This window comes from Kosakonia sp. (assembly GCF_032104925.1).
Taxonomy (GTDB): domain Bacteria; phylum Pseudomonadota; class Gammaproteobacteria; order Enterobacterales; family Enterobacteriaceae; genus Kosakonia.
In genome coordinates, this window is sequence record NZ_DAMCGF010000006.1 from 38,906 (window position 1) to 56,051 (window position 17,146).

Below are 17,146 nucleotides of genomic sequence, written 5' to 3' on the forward strand. Positions count from 1 at the left end.
TTAGCGTAACAGCAAAAGATTGTTATGCTTGAAATCAGGTAATGTCATCCCCACTAAGGGAATAGCGACAGAAAAGACTCTGGCTGATAATCCGTCCGTGAGGCGTCGTAGTCAGACCCCGCTCACTCAAGTACAATCAGTACAGCAGGTTTGTTAATTTTTTATCCAGGAGACGGAAATGTCATACAGCGGCGAACGAGACAACTTTGCACCCCATATGGCCCTGGTGCCAATGGTTATTGAACAGACCTCACGCGGTGAGCGCTCTTTCGATATCTACTCCCGTCTTCTCAAGGAACGCGTAATTTTTCTGACTGGTCAGGTTGAAGACCACATGGCGAACCTGATTGTGGCACAAATGCTGTTTCTGGAAGCGGAAAACCCGGAAAAGGACATTTACCTGTACATTAACTCCCCTGGCGGGGTAATTACCGCAGGGATGTCAATTTATGACACCATGCAATTTATTAAGCCGGACGTCAGCACAATTTGTATGGGCCAGGCTGCGTCAATGGGCGCATTCCTGCTGACGGCGGGTGCGAAGGGCAAGCGTTTCTGCCTGCCAAACTCACGTGTGATGATTCACCAGCCGCTGGGCGGCTATCAGGGCCAGGCGACGGATATTGAAATCCACGCGCGCGAGATTCTGAAAGTGAAAGGGCGCATGAATGAACTTATGGCGCATCATACGGGTCAATCTTTAGAACAAATTGAACGCGATACAGAACGTGACCGCTTCCTTGCCGCGCAAGAGGCGGTTGAATACGGGCTGGTTGATTCAATTTTAACCCATCGTAACTAAGCTCAGGCTGCAGGTGCCGCTATACTAATGAGTACAAGCGGCACACGCTTGAGTAACGTTTTGCGCCTGGAATGGCATATGCGTCGTCATGTGCGGCACAAAGAACAGATAAGAGGTTTTGACTCATGACAGATAAACGCAAAGATGGTTCGGGCAAACTGTTGTACTGCTCTTTTTGCGGCAAAAGCCAGCATGAAGTGCGTAAGCTGATCGCCGGGCCATCCGTGTATATCTGCGACGAATGTGTGGATCTGTGTAACGACATTATTCGCGAAGAGATTAAAGAGGTTGCGCCGCATCGCGAGCGCAGCGCGCTGCCGACCCCGCATGAAATTCGCCACCATCTTGATGATTATGTCATCGGTCAGGAGCAGGCGAAAAAAGTGCTGGCGGTCGCGGTATATAACCACTACAAACGTCTGCGCAATGGCGACACCAGCAACGGCGTTGAACTGGGTAAAAGTAACATCCTGCTTATCGGGCCGACGGGTTCCGGTAAAACGCTGTTGGCGGAAACGCTCGCGCGTTTGTTGGATGTCCCGTTCACCATGGCCGATGCTACGACGTTAACCGAAGCAGGTTACGTGGGTGAAGACGTAGAAAACATTATTCAGAAACTGTTGCAGAAGTGCGACTACGACGTGCAGAAAGCGCAGCGTGGGATTGTCTACATCGATGAAATCGACAAGATCTCCCGTAAGTCTGATAACCCGTCGATTACTCGTGATGTCTCCGGCGAAGGTGTACAGCAGGCGCTGCTGAAGCTGATCGAAGGCACCGTGGCTGCGGTTCCGCCACAGGGTGGACGTAAGCATCCGCAGCAGGAGTTTTTGCAGGTTGATACCTCTAAAATCCTGTTTATCTGTGGCGGTGCGTTCGCAGGCCTGGATAAAGTGATTTCTCACCGTGTTGAAACCGGCTCCGGCATTGGTTTTGGCGCAACGGTGAAAGGAAAATCTGAAAAAGCCAACGAAGGCGAACTGCTGGCGCAGGTTGAACCGGAAGATTTGATTAAATTTGGTCTGATCCCTGAATTCATCGGCCGTCTGCCAGTTGTTGCAACGCTGAGTGAATTGAGTGAAGAAGCGCTGATTCAGATCCTGAAAGAGCCTAAAAATGCCCTGACTAAGCAGTATCAGGCGCTGTTCAACCTGGAAGGCGTGGATCTCGAATTCCGCGACGAAGCGCTCGACGCTATCGCGAAGAAAGCAATGGTGCGCAAAACCGGCGCTCGCGGGCTGCGTTCTATCGTTGAAGCCGCGCTGCTGGACACCATGTATGATCTGCCATCACTTGAAGATGTCGAGAAAGTGGTGATTGATGAGTCGGTCATCGCGGGTCAAACCAAACCCTTGCTGATTTATGGCAAACCGGAAGCGCAGCAGGCGTCTGGCGAATAATTAGCCAAATCTTACAATCAGTTAATCGAAAAGGGGGGATTTTATCTCCCCTTTTATTTTTCCGTAAACACAGCGTTGAATGTGTGGGAAACATCCCCATATACTGCTTTACATGTTAATGGTGCGTGTTGCACAGTCACGTCACCTGATTACCTGGCGGACTTTAAACTAAGAGAGAGCTCTATGAATCCTGAGCGTTCTGAACGCATTGAAATCCCCGTATTGCCGTTGCGCGATGTGGTGGTTTATCCGCACATGGTCATTCCGTTATTTGTGGGACGGGAAAAATCTATCCGTTGTCTGGAAGCGGCCATGGACCATGATAAAAAAATCATGCTGGTTGCACAGAAGGAAGCCTCAACGGATGAGCCGGGTGTAAACGATCTATTCACCGTCGGGACCGTGGCGTCTATTTTGCAAATGTTGAAACTGCCCGATGGCACGGTAAAAGTGCTGGTCGAGGGGCTTCAGCGCGCGCGCATTACCACGCTTGCTGACGATGGTGAGCATTTCTCAGCGAAAGCAGAATACCTTGACTCGCCGGCTATCGATGAGCGCGAGCAGGAAGTGCTGGTGCGCACTGCGATCAGCCAGTTTGAAGGCTATATCAAGCTCAACAAAAAAATCCCGCCAGAAGTGCTGACGTCGCTCAATAGCATCGACGATCCTGCGCGTCTGGCTGACACCATCGCTGCACACATGCCGCTGAAGCTGGCGGATAAGCAGTCCGTGCTGGAGATGTCCGACGTCAACGAACGTCTGGAATATCTGATGGCGATGATGGAGTCTGAAATCGATCTGCTGCAGGTTGAGAAACGCATCCGCAATCGCGTGAAAAAGCAGATGGAGAAATCCCAGCGTGAGTACTATCTGAATGAACAGATGAAAGCCATTCAGAAAGAGCTGGGCGAAATGGATGACGCGCCGGACGAAAACGAAGCGCTGAAGCGTAAAATCGACGCTTCGAAAATGCCGAAAGAGGCAAAAGAAAAAGCCGAATCGGAGCTGCAAAAGCTGAAAATGATGTCGCCGATGTCTGCGGAAGCAACCGTGGTGCGCGGCTATATCGAATGGATGGTGCAGGTACCGTGGAACGCGCGTAGCAAGGTCAAAAAAGATCTGCGCCAGGCACAGGAAATCCTTGATACCGACCATTACGGCCTCGAACGTGTCAAAGACCGCATCCTTGAATATCTTGCGGTTCAGAGCCGTATGAACAAACTGAAAGGGCCGATTCTGTGCCTGGTTGGACCTCCGGGAGTAGGTAAAACCTCTCTGGGTCAGTCGATAGCGAAGGCTACCGGGCGCAAATACATCCGTATGGCGCTGGGCGGCGTGCGTGATGAAGCAGAAATCCGCGGTCACCGCCGTACTTACATCGGTTCTATGCCGGGTAAGTTGATTCAGAAGATGGCAAAAGTGGGCGTGAAAAACCCGCTGTTCCTGCTCGATGAGATCGACAAAATGTCATCCGATATGCGCGGCGATCCGGCTTCAGCGCTACTGGAAGTGCTGGATCCGGAACAGAACGTGGCATTTAGCGATCACTATCTGGAAGTGGACTACGATCTCAGCGATGTTATGTTCGTTGCGACTTCCAACTCCATGAATATTCCGGCGCCGCTGCTGGACCGTATGGAAGTGATACGTCTTTCTGGTTACACCGAAGACGAAAAACTGAACATTGCCAAACGTCACCTGTTGACCAAACAGATTGAGCGTAACGCACTGAAACCGGGTGAGTTGACCGTTGATGACAGCGCGATCATTGGTATTATCCGTTACTACACCCGCGAAGCGGGTGTGCGTGGTCTGGAACGCGAAATTTCGAAACTGTGCCGAAAAGCGGTGAAACAGCTGCTGCTGGATCCGTCTCTGAAGCATATCGAAATCAACGGTGAAAACCTGCATGACTACCTTGGTGTGCAGCGCTTTGATTACGGTCGAGCGGACGATGAAAACCGTGTAGGTCAGGTCACCGGCTTGGCCTGGACGGAAGTGGGCGGCGACTTGCTGACTATTGAAACCGCCTGTGTCCCAGGCAAAGGTAAGCTGACTTATACCGGTTCTCTGGGTGAAGTGATGCAGGAGTCTATCCAGGCTGCGCTGACGGTTGTGCGTGCCCGCGCGGAAAAACTCGGTATCAACGGCGATTTCTATGAAAAACGTGATATTCACGTTCACGTGCCGGAAGGTGCGACGCCAAAAGATGGCCCAAGCGCAGGGATTGCGATGTGCACCGCGCTGGTTTCTTGTCTGACCGGTAATCCGGTTCGTGCAGACGTGGCGATGACAGGGGAGATCACCCTGCGTGGCCAGGTTCTGCCGATTGGCGGACTGAAGGAAAAACTGCTGGCGGCGCATCGTGGGGGCATTAAGACTGTTCTGATTCCTTACGAAAACAAGCGCGATCTGGAAGAGATCCCGGACAACGTTGTAGCGGATCTGGATATCCATCCGGTCAAGCGTATTGAAGAAGTTCTCGCCCTCGCGCTGCAGAATGTACCCTTTGGTATGCAAGTCGTAACGGCAAAATAGTGACCTTGCGCAAAGTGCGTTAATAAAAACAAGGCTGGTGAGTGATTTCGGACTTGCCAGCCTTTTTTTGTATAGCTAATTTAGATTGCTGGTTGGGTGTGTCATCATCAACTGGTGTTGTAAGGGCATGACAGGCCTGATATAACTGCTGCGCGGTCGCGCTGTGAAGGATTCAGGTGCGATATAAATTATAAAGAGAGGAAGAGTAGAGTGAATAAATCTCAACTGGTAGACAAGATTGCCGCAGATGCTGACATCTCTAAAGCTGCGGCTGGACGTGTGTTAGATGCTTTTATTGCTGCCGTTACTGATTCTTTGAAATCCGGGGACGACGTAGCGCTGGTAGGTTTTGGCTCTTTTGTTGTTAAAGAGCGTGCTGCCCGTACAGGCCGCAACCCTCAGACCGGCAAAGAAATCACCATTGCTGCGGCTAAAGTTCCTGGTTTCCGCGCAGGCAAAGCACTGAAAGACGCAGTAAACTGATCGCCTTCCCCTTGAAGGGATAGCGACAAACTACAAGGGCGCATCGCGAGATGTGCCTTTTTTATTTGTGCAAACGCACTTTCTGCGAGTTAATACGCGATGCGGGCTAACAATTGCCCCGTTTTCTTGTCAAAATACGCGTTTACACGCAGCGGGCAACTTGAGCTGCCTGAGATCTACAGTCACCTACAGCGGAGTGTTGTTACACCATGATGGACAATTTACGCGCGGCGGCAAATCACGTCGTGCTCAAGATCATTCTGGGTTTGATTATCGTGTCATTCATTTTGACTGGCGTAGGTAACTACCTGATTGGCGGTAACAATAATTACGCCGCAAAAGTAAATGGTCAGGAAATCGGCCGTTCACAGTTTGAAAATGCGGTGAATAGCGAGCGCAACCGCATGGCGCAACAGCTGGGCGATCAGTTCTCGGAGCTGGCGGCCAACGAAAACTACATGAAATCTGTGCGCCAGCAAGTGCTTAACCGCTTAATTGATGAAGCGCTGCTGGACCAGTACGCAAAAAGCCTGGGTCTTGGCATTAGCGATGATCAGGTGAAAAAAGCGATTTTCGCTACTCAGGCATTTCAGGCTAACGGTAAATTTGATAACAATCGCTTCAGCGCCATCGTAAACCAGATGGGGATGAGCACCGATCAATATGCTCAGGCGCTGCGCAACCAGTTAACCTCGCAGCAGCTGGTTAACGCCGTTGCCGGTACTGATTTCATGCTCAAAGGTGAGACTGACGAGCTGGCTGCACTGGTCGCTCAACAGCGTGTTGTGCGCCAGGCAGTGATTGATGTCAACGCGCTGGCGGCGAAGCAGACCGCAAGCGATGAAGAAGTTGCCAGTTATTACGATCAGAACAAGAGCCGCTTTGTTTCGCCCGAGCAATTCCGCGTAAGCTATATCAAGCTGGATGCTGCATCGATGCAGGAAAACGTCACCGACGAGCAAATCCAGGCCTATTACGATGAGCATCAGGATCAGTTCACGCAGCCGCAGCGTAATCGCTACAGCATTATCCAGACCAAAACGGAAGATGAAGCGAAAGCGGTGCTGGATGAGCTGAAAAAAGGCGCGGACTTTGCGGCTCTGGCAAAAACGAAATCTGCGGACATTATCTCTGCGCGTAACGGCGGTGATATGGGCTGGCTTGAAGACGCCACCACGCCGGAAGAGCTTAAAAACGCCGGTTTGAAAGAGAAAGGCCAGCTATCTGGCGTCATTAAATCTTCTGTGGGTTACCTGGTTGCACGTCTGGATGATATCCAGCCTGCGCAGGTGAAACCGCTGAATGATGTGCGTGATGAACTGGCAGCAAAAGTGAAGCAGGAAAAAGCGCTGGATGCATGGTACGCGCTGCAGCAGAAAGTGAGCGAAGCGGCGAGCAACGATAACGAATCGCTGGCAGGTGCGGAGCAGGCTGCTGGTGCCAAAGCAGTACAGACCGGCTGGTTCGGTCGCGATAACCTGCCGGAAGAACTGAATTTCAAACCGGTAAGCGATGCCATTTTCAATGGTGGTCTGGTAGGGCAGAACGGCACGCCGGGCAGCAACTCCGACATCATCACCGTTGATGGTGACCGCGCATTTGTGCTGCGTATCTCCGATCACAAAGCCGAAGCGATCAAGCCACTGGACGAGGTAAAAACCCAGGTCAGAGAAATCGTGAAGCACAACAAAGCGGAGCAACAAGCAAAACTCGATGCGGATAAACTGCTGGGTGAGCTGAAAGCCGGTAAAGGTGATGATGCGCTGAAAGCGGCGGGGCTGAGCTTTGGTGAGGCGAAAACGCTGGCACGTACTGGCCAGGATCCGGTAAGCCAGGCGGCGTTTAATCTGCCGCTGCCAGCAAAAGATAAACCTTCCTTCGGTACCGCCAACGATCAGCAAGGCAATGTCGTTATCATGGCGCTGGACGAAGTGAAAGCAGGTACGATGCCGGATGCGCAGAAGAAAGCGATGGTGCAGGGCATCACGCAGAACAATGCGCAAATCGCTTTTGAAGCGTTGATGAGCAACTTGCGTAAAGAAGCGAAGATCAAACTGGGTGACATCGTCGCTGAGCCACAGCAATAAAAAGGCTCGATGCGTCTCGCAAAAAAAGAGTAATACTCTGCAAACCTTAAAGGCCGCTTTCGCGGCCTTTTCCATTTTGAATGTTTGTGTTTTGTCTGCGTCCTTTGTTGTGGTTATTGTTGCCTGGCGTTGAAAACAAAGGAGAAACACGATGAAACATGGAATCAAAGCACTCTTAATTTCGCTGTCCTTCGCTTGCGCGACGCTGAGCCACAGTGCGCTGGCAGCGCCTTCTGCTGCGGCTAAGCCACCCGCTGCGCAGCAAAGTAAAAGCGATACCGCCACATCAGCGCAAACCAAAGCGCAGGATGCGGCGAAAAGCGCGGATGATGAAGGTGGTACCCGGGTGAGTATCAATAGCGCAACGGCGGAAGAGCTGTCACGGGTCATGAATGGCGTGGGTATCAAGAAAGCCCAGGCGATTGTCAGCTATCGGGAAGAGTACGGCCCGTTTAAATCTGTAGACGATCTTAAGCAGGTGCCAGGCATAGGAGGGACGCTGGTTGAGCGTAATTTGTCGAATCTGAAGCTGTAAGCCGCTTGCGTAGTCGCTAATCTTTGCCAGAATAGAGAGGTCATACCAGTATGACCTCTGTCTCTATAACTATAAACAGTGAAGGTTAAAGCGCTATGCAGACGCAAATCAAAGTTCGTGGTTTTCATCTTGATGTCTACCAACATGTGAATAATGCCCGCTATCTTGAGTTCCTTGAAGAGGCGCGCTGGGATGGGCTGGAAAACAACGAGAGCTTTAAATGGATGACTGCCAACAACATCGCTTTCGTGGTGGTCAATATCAATATCAACTATCGCCGTCCGGCCATATTGGGCGATGTGCTTACAGTGACCAGCCATGTGCAGCAGATTAATGGCAAAAGCGGTGTACTGAGCCAGGCGGTGACATTGAACCCTGAGGGGCAAATGGTTGCTGATGCGCTGGTGACGTTCGTCTGTATCGATCTCAAAACGCAAAAAGCGCTGGCGCTGGAAGGTGAATTAAGAGAAAGGCTTGAGAAGATGATCCGCGAAGGCGATTAATTCATCCTTTTCGCGTCGTTTCGTCGTTCGGATAAAGCAATGCCGCCATCAGGCTAAAGCCCGGTGGCGAGCATACTCACCGGGCCATGTATTGTGCTTACTTCAACCCGGTTTTTTGTTTCATTGCCGCCATCACGGCGGGTTTGTCCGCCAGGTAGTGCTGTAAACCGTTGGCGCGCAGGTTACAGGCTGCGCAATGCCCGCAGCCATCGCCTTTGATGCCGTTATAGCAGGTCAGTGTCTCGCTGCGTACCAGATCCAGCTTGCCCCAGTAATCAGCGAGCGCCCAGGTTTCGGCTTTATCAATCCACATCAGCGGCGTTTCGAAACGAATCTCTTTTGCCAGGCCCAGGTTAACCGCATGATTCAGCGCCTTAACAAACTCATCGCGGCAGTCGGGATAACCAGAAAAATCAGTTTCGCATACGCCGGTGATCACCGCTTCCGCCTGTACCTGATAGGCATACACGGCGGCCAGCGTCAGAAACAGAATATTACGCCCCGGTACGAAGGTGTTCGGAATGCCGGTAGCGTCGGGTTCATAATCCGGAACCGGGATGCTGTCGCGCGTCAGGCTACTCACCGCCAGTTCATTCAGCAGCGTTACATCCAGCACTTTATGCGCGCGTGCGCCCAGCGTTAGCGCCAGTTCTCGTGCCACATCAATTTCAGCACGATGGCGCTGGCCGTAATCAAAGGTTACGCAATGCACTTCATCGTACTGCTGTAACGCCTGGACCAGGCAGGTTGTGGAGTCTTGTCCGCCACTAAACACAACAACGGCACGTTTCATAATTCTTCCTGACAATGACAAATAAAGCGCTATGGTAGCGCGAGCGACTGGCAGCGACCAGCTTCTTCACAGCAATGGGGCAGGGAGCCAGGCTTCGGCAAAATCAAACCAGCCGCGCGTATTTAAGTGGATCCCTTCCACGCCCGGCGGCGCACTGATACGGTACTGATAATTAAACATCGGCGTGAGAATGGCGTTGTCCATCAAGTGATAAAAAACATCCTGTAGCGCGCGGTTGCGCTGCTGTTCGTCGGGCTGGCGCTGAACCGCATCCAGTGTAGCTTGCAGATGCGCAAATTGTTGCGTACTCAGCAGGTTTGGCCACAGCGGATCGCAGCGCAACCACTGTTCCATCGTGCATTCTGGCGCTTCGCCGATCAGCCTGTCACCCATCATCAAATCGGCGCTGACGAGATGAGTACAACCTTCCCAGTTTTTGCCGTCATGGAAAATCACCGTCAACTCGCAGCCAAGCGTCTGCAAATGCCGCTTAAACTGTTCCGCCATGGTGTGTAACTCCACGGGTAAGTGATAAACCAGCGTAAGTTTGCCCGGTAGCGAAACCTGTTCAGTGGGCCAGTCTGGCATTTGCCAGCCGGGTAATAGCTCCTGGCTTGGCGTGATGAGATTCTCATCCAGCGGCAGCGTTTGCAGCAGCGAAGAGTGATGAATAATCTGCACCAGCCTGCGTAACTGGGCATCATTCAACCGTGCACCCGGGCGCAGAGTAAGGTAGCAGAACCCCAGGCTGATACTGTTACTCACCGGCTGCAAGTGTTGCAACTCATCGGCCTCGCCAATGGCAATCTGTACCGGGTGCCGACAACTGGTGCCGAGATCTTGCTCAAAGAGTTGCGGGGTTATCCAGAATTCCACCGCTTTAAGCAGCGGGTGGCCCAGGTGGTAATAGTCGTGGCTTTCCAGGCGAACCAGTTCCCGGCTGAATGTCACCAGCCGAAAAGGCCCGGTGCCCAGCATCGGCTGCTGCGGGTGCGCCAGGCGGCTGCCATAGCTGGCTAGCCTGTGCGCCAGCCAGTAATCCGGGTGATGCAGCTTGAAGGTCAAACACCAGGGATGCGTTATGTCGATGCGTTCGACACTGGCAAATAGCTTTTGCAGGGCGGGCAGCGTCAGCAGCTTGTGCAGTTGCGCCTGCAACTGTTCAGCCGTCACGGCGTCGCCGTTATGCCAGTGCAACGTTGAGTGCAGATGAAAATGCCAGCACAAGCCATCCGGGCTGATATCCCAGTGATGCGCCAGGTCGCCCTGCGGCTGGAAACTGCGCGTGACGAAACGCGTTAAGCCGCTAAAAATCTGCCCGGCTAAATGCTGCTCCGCACGGCCGGGGAGAAAGCCCGGTACCAGCGGATCCAGCGGGCGATAATAGGGAATACGCAGCGTCGGCGTTTCGTTTTGCCATAAGCCACCCAGAAAGGGATTGAGCAACGCGCGCAGATCGTCAGGATCGAGCTGCGCCAATGCCAGCGCGTTCTGCTGTTGCCCGGCGTTTAACGCGAACTCCAGCATTTCGCTACGCAGGGATTCAGGCGTGGCGAGAAAATGGAGCTCGCCGCGCTTGCCGCGCCCGGATTGCGACTGCCAGGTTAACCAACCTGCTTCCTGCATCTGGCGCAGTAGCGTGCGCATATGCCTCTCGCTGCAAAAACAGCGCGCTGCCAGTTCACCAATGCTGACGGATTGCGCCTCACCGGCGGATGCCTGCCACAGACGCTGGTATTGATTAAGCCGATTGAGTTGTCGCATAAACCCGGAACAATAATTTTTATCTATTCACTATTACTTCCGTATATCCCACGCAATACTGGAACACAACACTGAACTTCACAAAAACGCACGACAAGCGGAGAAAAATCATGGCACGTCTGGCCGCTTTTGACATGGATGGCACCCTGTTAATGCCCGACCATCGTTTGGGCGACCAAACCTTAGCAACCCTCCGGCGCTTGCATGAGCGGGAGGTGACGCTCGCTTTTGCCACCGGGCGTCACGCGCTGGAGATGCGCCGTATTCTTAGCGCTATCGCGATCGACGCTTTTTTAATTACCGGCAACGGTACGCGGATCCATTCTCGTGAAGGTGACGTATTGTATCGCCAGGATCTCAGCCCGGAAGTGGCCGATCTGGTGCTGCACAGCCGCTGGGAAACCGAGGCCACTGTCCATGTTTTCAATGATTCGGGTTGGTTGACCGACAAAGCGCTGCCAGAGACATTGCAGGCGCACCTTTACAGCGGGTTTACTTACCAGATCACCGATCTCAAACGCCTGTCCGCGCATGACGTGACCAAAATCTGCTTTGTTGGCGATCACGACGATCTTTGCCGTTTGCGCATTCAGTTAAATGAGGTGCTGGGCGCACGCGCACACTTGTGTTTCTCCGCGATGGACTGCCTGGAAATCCTGCCGGTGGGGTGCAATAAAGGCTCGGCGCTGGCGGTGCTCAGCACAACGCTGGGTTATTCGTTGCAGGATTGCATGGCATTTGGCGATGCGATGAATGACAGAGAGATGCTCGAAAGCGTCGGAAAAGGAATGATCATGGGCAACGCCATGCCGCAACTGCGTGCGGCGCTGCCCCATTTACCGGTAATTGGACACTGCCGGGATCAGGCAGTATCACACTTTTTGACCCACTGGCTGGACACACCCAATCTTCCTTATTCCCCCGAATGAAAAGATCTTTCCAGCGAGCCAGGCGCTACTGCCTGGCTTTTTTTATGCCGTAAGGCGGGTGATTTCGGCTTTCCACTGCTCAATATCACCAAAGTTCGCCGCTACCCATTGCGGGTTGTAGTAAGTGTCCAGATAGCGTTCACCGCTGTCGCACAGCAGCGTCACGATTGAGCCGCTGCGACCTTCTTCACGCATTCGTGCGGCAAGCTGCAACACGCCCCACATATTGGTACCGGTGGATGCTCCCACTTTGCGCCCCAGTTGCGTTTCCAGCCATTGCGCGGTGGCAATACTTGCCGCATCCGGCACGCGCAGCATCTCATCAACAACGTCGGCAATGAACGAGGGTTCCACACGCGGGCGGCCAATGCCTTCGATTTTACTGCCTACCGCGCTTCGCAGACTGGCGTCGCGATGCTGCCAGTAGTCGAGAAACACTGAATTTTCAGGATCGACCACCATCAACTGGGTGTCATACCCCTGGCTGCGAATATAGCGGCCAATGGTGGCGGAAGTCCCGCCAGTACCCGCGCTCATCACAATATAGTCGGGTTGCGGATGCGGTTCATTTTTCATCTGGCGGAAAATACTGTCGGCAATGTTGTTATTGCCACGCCAGTCGGTTGCGCGCTCGGCAAAAGTAAACTGATCCATATAGTGACCATTCAGTTCTTTCGCCAGCCGTTCGGACTCAGCGTAAATCTCGCAGGCGCTATCGACAAAGTGGCAGCGACCGCCGTAGAACTCAATCTGTTCAATCTTGCGTTTCGCCGTACAGTGCGGCATCACGGCAATAAACGGTAAACCTAAAAGCCGTGCGAACCACGCCTCTGAAACCGCCGTGGAACCGGAGGAGGCTTCAATAATCGTGGTGCCCTCTTTGATCCAGCCGTTGCATAAGCCGTAAAGAAACAGCGAGCGCGCCAGACGGTGCTTCAGGCTGCCGGTCGGGTGAGTGCTTTCATCTTTTAAATAGAGGTTGATGCCTGCAAAACCCGGCAATGCCAGGCGGATCAAATGGGTATCTGCTGAGCGCTGTGCGTCCGCATTGATTTCATTGATAGCGTATTTAACCCAGTTGCTATTCATGGTGGTTATCCGTTTGTCATTTTGTGCCCAGTCTAGCGAAAGAGAAAGAAAAAAGGGTTGTCATTTCGCCTTTGTATTAGACTGTTAAGAGAAAAATATTCTCCTGAGGTGGGTAATGTTAGATAAAATTGACCGCAAACTGCTTTCGCTGCTGCAACAGGATTGTTCGCTCTCTTTGCAGGCGCTGGCAGATGCCGTTAATCTGACCACCACACCGTGCTGGAAACGTCTGAAGCGGCTGGAAGATGACGGCATTTTACTCGGTCGGGTGGCGGTGCTGGATGCCGAAAAACTGGGGTTAAATTTAACGGCATTTGTGCTGATCAAAACCCAGCATCATAGCAGCGACTGGTACTGCCGTTTCGTTAACGAAGTCACGCAGATGCCGGAAGTGCTCGGTTTCTGGCGCATGGCGGGAGAATACGACTATCTTCTGCGTGTGCAGGTGGCAGATATGAAACGCTATGACGACTTTTACAAGAAGCTGGTGAACAGCGTTCCGGGGCTGTCAGATGTCACTTCTAGCTTCGCCATGGAACAGATAAAATACACCACGGCTTTGCCCATTGAATAACCCTCGCGGCAGTAATTCACTGCCGGAAAATCACGTTCAGGATGTAACCGCGTGCGATTATTTGCTCAGTTAGGCTGGTACTTTCGCCGGGAATGGCAACGCTATCTCGGGGCTGTCGCCTTACTTATTATCATTGCTATCTTGCAGCTCATCCCGCCCAAAGTAGTGGGGATCGTGGTGGATGGCGTCACCGAACAGCACTTCACCACGCAACAAGTGTGGATGTGGGTAGGTGTTTTGGTCGCTGTGGCTATTGTCACCTACTTGCTGCGCTACGTCTGGCGCGTCTGGCTGTTCGGTGCATCCTATCAACTGGCCGTTGAGTTGCGGGAAGATTTTTACCGTCAGTTGAGCCGACAACACCCGGAATTTTATCTCCGCCACCGCACCGGTGATTTGATGGCCCGCGCGACCAACGATGTCGATCGCGTCGTTTTTGCCGCGGGCGAAGGGGTGCTGACGCTGGTGGATTCGCTGGTGATGGGCTGCGTGGTGCTGGTGGTGATGTCAACGCAAATCAGCTGGCAGCTCACGCTGCTGTCGCTATTACCGATGCCGATTATGGCGCTGGTTATCAAGCGTTACGGCGATCAGTTGCATCAGCGCTTTAAGCTGGCGCAGGCGGCGTTTTCCGCGTTAAACGATCGAACCCAGGAGAGCATGACCAGCATTCGCATGATCAAAGCGTTTGGTCTGGAGGATCGCCAGTCGGCGTTGTTCAGCCGTGAGGCGGCAGATACCGGAGCAAAAAACATGCGCGTGGCGCGCGTAGATGCCCGTTTTGATCCCACTATTTATATCGCCATTGGTATGGCAAATATGCTGGCGATTGGCGGCGGTAGCTGGATGGTGGTGCACGGTTCCTTAACGCTCGGCCAGTTGACCAGCTTCGCTATGTATCTGGGGCTGATGATTTGGCCGATGCTGGCACTGGCGTGGATGTTTAATATCGTCGAGCGCGGCAGCGCGGCTTATAGCCGTATCCGCGATATGCTGGCGGAAGCACCGGTAGTGAATGACGGCACCGAACCTGTGCCGGAAGGGCGCGGTAACCTGAATATCGCCATCCGTGAATTTCGTTACCCGCAGACCGGGAGCGCGGTGCTTAACAACGTGGCAGCGACGCTGGCGCCAGGCCAGATGTTGGGCATTTGCGGCCCGACAGGCGCCGGGAAAACCACATTGCTTTCTCTGATTCAGCGCCATTTCGATGTTGAGCAGGGCGATATCCGTTTTCACGATATCCCCCTGACGCGCCTGCAACTGGACGCCTGGCGCAGCCGACTGGCGGTGGTCAACCAGACGCCATTCCTCTTTTCCGATACCGTGGGCAACAATATTGCGCTGGGTAAACCTGGCGCGACGCAGGAGGAGATCGAGCATGTGGCGAAACTTGCCAGCGTGCACGACGATATTCTGCGTTTGCCACAGGGGTATGACACCGAAGTGGGTGAGCGCGGTGTGATGCTTTCCGGCGGGCAAAAACAGCGGATCTCGATTGCCCGTGCGCTGCTGCTGAATGCGGAGATTTTAATCCTTGATGATGCGCTCTCCGCCGTGGATGGCCGTACTGAACACCAGATTTTGCACAACCTGCGCCAGTGGGGCGAAGGACGCACCGTTATTATCAGCGCGCATCGCCTGTCGGCGCTGACCGAGGCCAGTGAGATTATTGTCATGCAGCATGGGCACATCGCACAACGCGGCCAGCACGAGCAACTGGCGCGCCAGCCGGGCTGGTATCGCGATATGTATCGCTATCAGCAACTTGAGGCGGCGCTGAATGATGTTCCGCAGGAGGCGGTTGATGCGTAATTTCACCAAACAGTGGCCAACGCTGAAACGCTTGCTGAAATACGGCTCGCCGTGGCGCAAACCGTTGGCTAAAGCGGTGCTGATGCTGTGGGTCGCGGCGATTGCCGAAGTCTCCGGCCCGGCGCTGATCAGCTACTTTATCGATAATATGGTGGCGAAAAACTATCTGCCGCTCGGCGTGGTTGCCGGGATGGCGGCGGTGTATGTCGGCCTGCAATTACTTGCGGCCCTGCTGCATTATGCGCAAGCGCTGCTGTTTAACCAGGCGGCGGTCGGCGTGGTGCAACAGTTGCGTACCGATGTGATGGATGCCGCCCTGCGTCAGCCGCTCAGCGCGTTTGACACCCAGCCTGTCGGGCAGATTATTTCGCGCGTGACCAATGATACTGAAGTGATCCGCGATCTCTACGTCACGGTGGTGGCAACGGTGTTGCGCAGCGCGGCGCTGATTGGCGCGATGCTGGTAGCGATGTTTAGCCTCGACTGGCGCATGGCGCTGGTAGCGATGGCGATTTTCCCGGCGGTGCTGATAGTGATGCTGCTTTACCAGCGTTACAGCACGCCGATTGTGCGGCGTATGCGTGCTTATCTGGCGGATATCAATGATGGTTTCAACGAAATCATCAACGGGATGAGCGTTATTCAGCAGTTTCGCCAGCAGGCGCGTTTTGGGGAACGCATGAGCGAATCCAGCCGTTCGCACTATATCGCCCGCATGCAAACCCTGCGGCTGGACGGCTTTTTGCTGCGTCCGCTGTTGAGCCTTTTCTCCGCGCTGGTGCTGTGTGGCTTGCTGATGCTGTTCGGTTTCTCGTCCGTAGGCACGGTAGAGGTTGGGGTGCTGTATGCCTTCATCAGCTATCTCGGGCGTCTTAACGAGCCGTTGATTGAACTGACAACGCAGCAGTCGATGCTGCAGCAGGCGGTAGTCGCTGGTGAGCGCGTGTTCGAGCTGATGGACAGGCCGCGCCAGACTTACGGCTACGATGACGCGCCGCTGCAAAGCGGGTCTATCGATATCGACAATCTCTCTTTTGCTTACCGCGACGATCAACTGGTGCTGCAGGATATCTCCTTGCACGTGGAGCCGCGCAGTTTTGTCGCGCTGGTCGGGCACACCGGCAGTGGCAAAAGTACGCTGGCCAGCCTGTTAATGGGCTATTACCCGCTGACGAAAGGGGAGATCCGGCTGGACGGGCGTCCTCTGTCTGCATTAGGGCATGCGCCGCTGCGCAAAGGTGTGGCGATGGTGCAGCAGGATCCGGTAGTGCTGGCGGACAGCTTCTACGCCAACGTGACGCTGGGGCGTGAAATCAGCGAAGAACAGGTGTGGAAAGCGCTGGAAACGGTGCAGTTAGCTGAGCTGGCGCGCACGATGAGCGACGGTATTTACACACGATTGGGCGAGCAGGGTAATAACCTCTCGGTGGGGCAAAAACAGCTGCTGGCGCTGGCGCGCGTGCTGGTTGATACGCCGCAGATCCTGATTCTGGATGAAGCGACAGCGAACATCGATTCCGGCACCGAACAGGCAATTCAGCACGCGCTGGCGGCCGTGCGTGAGCATACGACGTTGGTGGTGATCGCCCACCGTTTATCGACCATTGTTGAGGCAGAAACGATTCTGGTGCTGCATCGCGGTCAGGCAGTTGAGCGCGGTACTCATCAGCAACTGCTTGAAGCGAAAGGCCGTTACTGGCAGATGTATCAGTTGCAGCTTGCCGGTGAGGAGCTGGCTGCCAGCGCGCGCGAAGAGTCGCTTATCGCCTGATGCACCAAAATTAAGCACGCACCTTCACGGACTCTCTGTTGGTGCAAAAAAGTAACGCACCAT

The 17,146-nt window shown here is 53.7% G+C and carries 14 protein-coding genes; 11 read left to right on the forward strand and 3 right to left on the reverse strand.

Features of this window, described 5'->3' with window-relative positions; all coding sequences use genetic code 11:
• The first annotated feature begins 178 nt into the window (after nucleotides 1–178).
• From clpP to RT644_RS13770, 7 genes are all read left to right on the forward strand, one after another.
• Complete coding sequence (gene clpP / locus RT644_RS13740) at nucleotides 179–802, forward strand: ATP-dependent Clp endopeptidase proteolytic subunit ClpP (RefSeq protein ID WP_017458886.1); 624 nt, start codon at nucleotides 179–181, stop codon at nucleotides 800–802.
• Nucleotides 803–927: 125 nt separating this feature from the next.
• The gene (clpX, locus tag RT644_RS13745; protein ID WP_017458887.1) at nucleotides 928–2,202 is read left to right on the forward strand and encodes an ATP-dependent protease ATP-binding subunit ClpX; all 1,275 of its coding nucleotides are present in this window, start codon (nucleotides 928–930) and stop codon (nucleotides 2,200–2,202) included.
• 183 nt (nucleotides 2,203–2,385) lie between these two features.
• Nucleotides 2,386–4,740: an endopeptidase La gene (gene lon / locus RT644_RS13750; RefSeq protein WP_313627064.1), complete on the forward strand. Its 2,355-nt coding sequence runs from the start codon at nucleotides 2,386–2,388 to the stop codon at nucleotides 4,738–4,740.
• 210 nt (nucleotides 4,741–4,950) lie between these two features.
• Complete coding sequence (gene hupB, locus RT644_RS13755) at nucleotides 4,951–5,223, forward strand: nucleoid-associated protein HU-beta (protein WP_017458889.1); 273 nt, start codon at nucleotides 4,951–4,953, stop codon at nucleotides 5,221–5,223.
• A gap of 209 nt (nucleotides 5,224–5,432) precedes the next feature.
• The gene (gene ppiD / locus RT644_RS13760) at nucleotides 5,433–7,310 is read left to right on the forward strand and encodes a peptidylprolyl isomerase (protein ID WP_313627066.1); all 1,878 of its coding nucleotides are present in this window, start codon (nucleotides 5,433–5,435) and stop codon (nucleotides 7,308–7,310) included.
• Nucleotides 7,311–7,461: 151 nt separating this feature from the next.
• The gene (locus RT644_RS13765; protein WP_045509224.1) at nucleotides 7,462–7,845 is read left to right on the forward strand and encodes a helix-hairpin-helix domain-containing protein; all 384 of its coding nucleotides are present in this window, start codon (nucleotides 7,462–7,464) and stop codon (nucleotides 7,843–7,845) included.
• Between the two features lie 95 nt (nucleotides 7,846–7,940).
• Nucleotides 7,941–8,348 carry a YbgC/FadM family acyl-CoA thioesterase gene (locus RT644_RS13770; protein WP_313627069.1) on the forward strand — a complete coding sequence of 136 codons (408 nt, stop codon included), beginning with the start codon at nucleotides 7,941–7,943 and terminating at the stop codon, nucleotides 8,346–8,348.
• Between the two features lie 97 nt (nucleotides 8,349–8,445).
• Here the strand turns inward: RT644_RS13770 and queC are convergent, their stop codons facing one another.
• On the reverse strand, nucleotides 8,446–9,141 hold the full coding sequence (gene queC / locus RT644_RS13775) for a 7-cyano-7-deazaguanine synthase QueC (RefSeq protein ID WP_045509222.1): 696 nt from the start codon (nucleotides 9,139–9,141) through the stop codon (nucleotides 8,446–8,448).
• A 66-nt stretch (nucleotides 9,142–9,207) separates the two neighbouring features.
• Complete coding sequence (locus RT644_RS13780; RefSeq protein WP_313627071.1) at nucleotides 9,208–10,905, reverse strand: SgrR family transcriptional regulator; 1,698 nt, start codon at nucleotides 10,903–10,905, stop codon at nucleotides 9,208–9,210.
• A 110-nt stretch (nucleotides 10,906–11,015) separates the two neighbouring features.
• Here RT644_RS13780 and cof point away from each other — a divergent pair, with 110 nt between their 5' ends.
• Nucleotides 11,016–11,834, forward strand: coding sequence for an HMP-PP phosphatase (gene cof / locus RT644_RS13785; RefSeq protein ID WP_313627072.1), 819 nt, complete (start codon nucleotides 11,016–11,018; stop codon nucleotides 11,832–11,834).
• Nucleotides 11,835–11,876: 42 nt separating this feature from the next.
• On the opposite strand, the gene RT644_RS13790 is transcribed toward cof, so the two are convergent.
• Complete coding sequence (locus RT644_RS13790) at nucleotides 11,877–12,923, reverse strand: PLP-dependent cysteine synthase family protein (RefSeq protein WP_097406280.1); 1,047 nt, start codon at nucleotides 12,921–12,923, stop codon at nucleotides 11,877–11,879.
• A 115-nt stretch (nucleotides 12,924–13,038) separates the two neighbouring features.
• Here RT644_RS13790 and RT644_RS13795 point away from each other — a divergent pair, with 115 nt between their 5' ends.
• From RT644_RS13795 to RT644_RS13805, 3 genes are read left to right on the forward strand one after another with little or no spacing between them, the layout of a single operon-like run.
• Entirely contained in the window at nucleotides 13,039–13,497 is a 459-nt protein-coding gene (locus tag RT644_RS13795; protein ID WP_017458897.1) for an Lrp/AsnC family transcriptional regulator, read from the forward strand.
• A 51-nt stretch (nucleotides 13,498–13,548) separates the two neighbouring features.
• On the forward strand, nucleotides 13,549–15,312 hold the full coding sequence (locus RT644_RS13800) for a SmdA family multidrug ABC transporter permease/ATP-binding protein (RefSeq protein ID WP_045509212.1): 1,764 nt from the start codon (nucleotides 13,549–13,551) through the stop codon (nucleotides 15,310–15,312).
• Nucleotides 15,305–17,083: a SmdB family multidrug efflux ABC transporter permease/ATP-binding protein gene (locus RT644_RS13805; protein WP_097406278.1), complete on the forward strand. Its 1,779-nt coding sequence runs from the start codon at nucleotides 15,305–15,307 to the stop codon at nucleotides 17,081–17,083. Before RT644_RS13800 ends, RT644_RS13805 begins: the two co-directional genes overlap by 8 nt.
• Nucleotides 17,084–17,146 lie beyond the last annotated feature (63 nt).

Excerpts from the sequence above, each read along its gene's own strand:
- clpP (WP_017458886.1), top strand. The coding sequence starts at position 179 with ATGTCATACAGCGGCGAACGAGACAACTTTGCACCCCATATGGCCCTG.
- clpX (WP_017458887.1), top strand. The coding sequence starts at position 928 with ATGACAGATAAACGCAAAGATGGTTCGGGCAAACTGTTGTACTGCTCT.
- lon (WP_313627064.1), top strand. The coding sequence starts at position 2,386 with ATGAATCCTGAGCGTTCTGAACGCATTGAAATCCCCGTATTGCCGTTG.
- ppiD (WP_313627066.1), top strand. The coding sequence starts at position 5,433 with ATGATGGACAATTTACGCGCGGCGGCAAATCACGTCGTGCTCAAGATC.
- RT644_RS13765 (WP_045509224.1), top strand. The coding sequence starts at position 7,462 with ATGAAACATGGAATCAAAGCACTCTTAATTTCGCTGTCCTTCGCTTGC.
- RT644_RS13770 (WP_313627069.1), top strand. The coding sequence starts at position 7,941 with ATGCAGACGCAAATCAAAGTTCGTGGTTTTCATCTTGATGTCTACCAA.
- queC (WP_045509222.1), bottom strand. The coding sequence starts at position 9,141 with ATGAAACGTGCCGTTGTTGTGTTTAGTGGCGGACAAGACTCCACAACC.
- RT644_RS13780 (WP_313627071.1), bottom strand. The coding sequence starts at position 10,905 with ATGCGACAACTCAATCGGCTTAATCAATACCAGCGTCTGTGGCAGGCA.
- cof (WP_313627072.1), top strand. The coding sequence starts at position 11,016 with ATGGCACGTCTGGCCGCTTTTGACATGGATGGCACCCTGTTAATGCCC.
- RT644_RS13790 (WP_097406280.1), bottom strand. The coding sequence starts at position 12,923 with ATGAATAGCAACTGGGTTAAATACGCTATCAATGAAATCAATGCGGAC.
- RT644_RS13795 (WP_017458897.1), top strand. The coding sequence starts at position 13,039 with ATGTTAGATAAAATTGACCGCAAACTGCTTTCGCTGCTGCAACAGGAT.
- RT644_RS13805 (WP_097406278.1), top strand. The coding sequence starts at position 15,305 with ATGCGTAATTTCACCAAACAGTGGCCAACGCTGAAACGCTTGCTGAAA.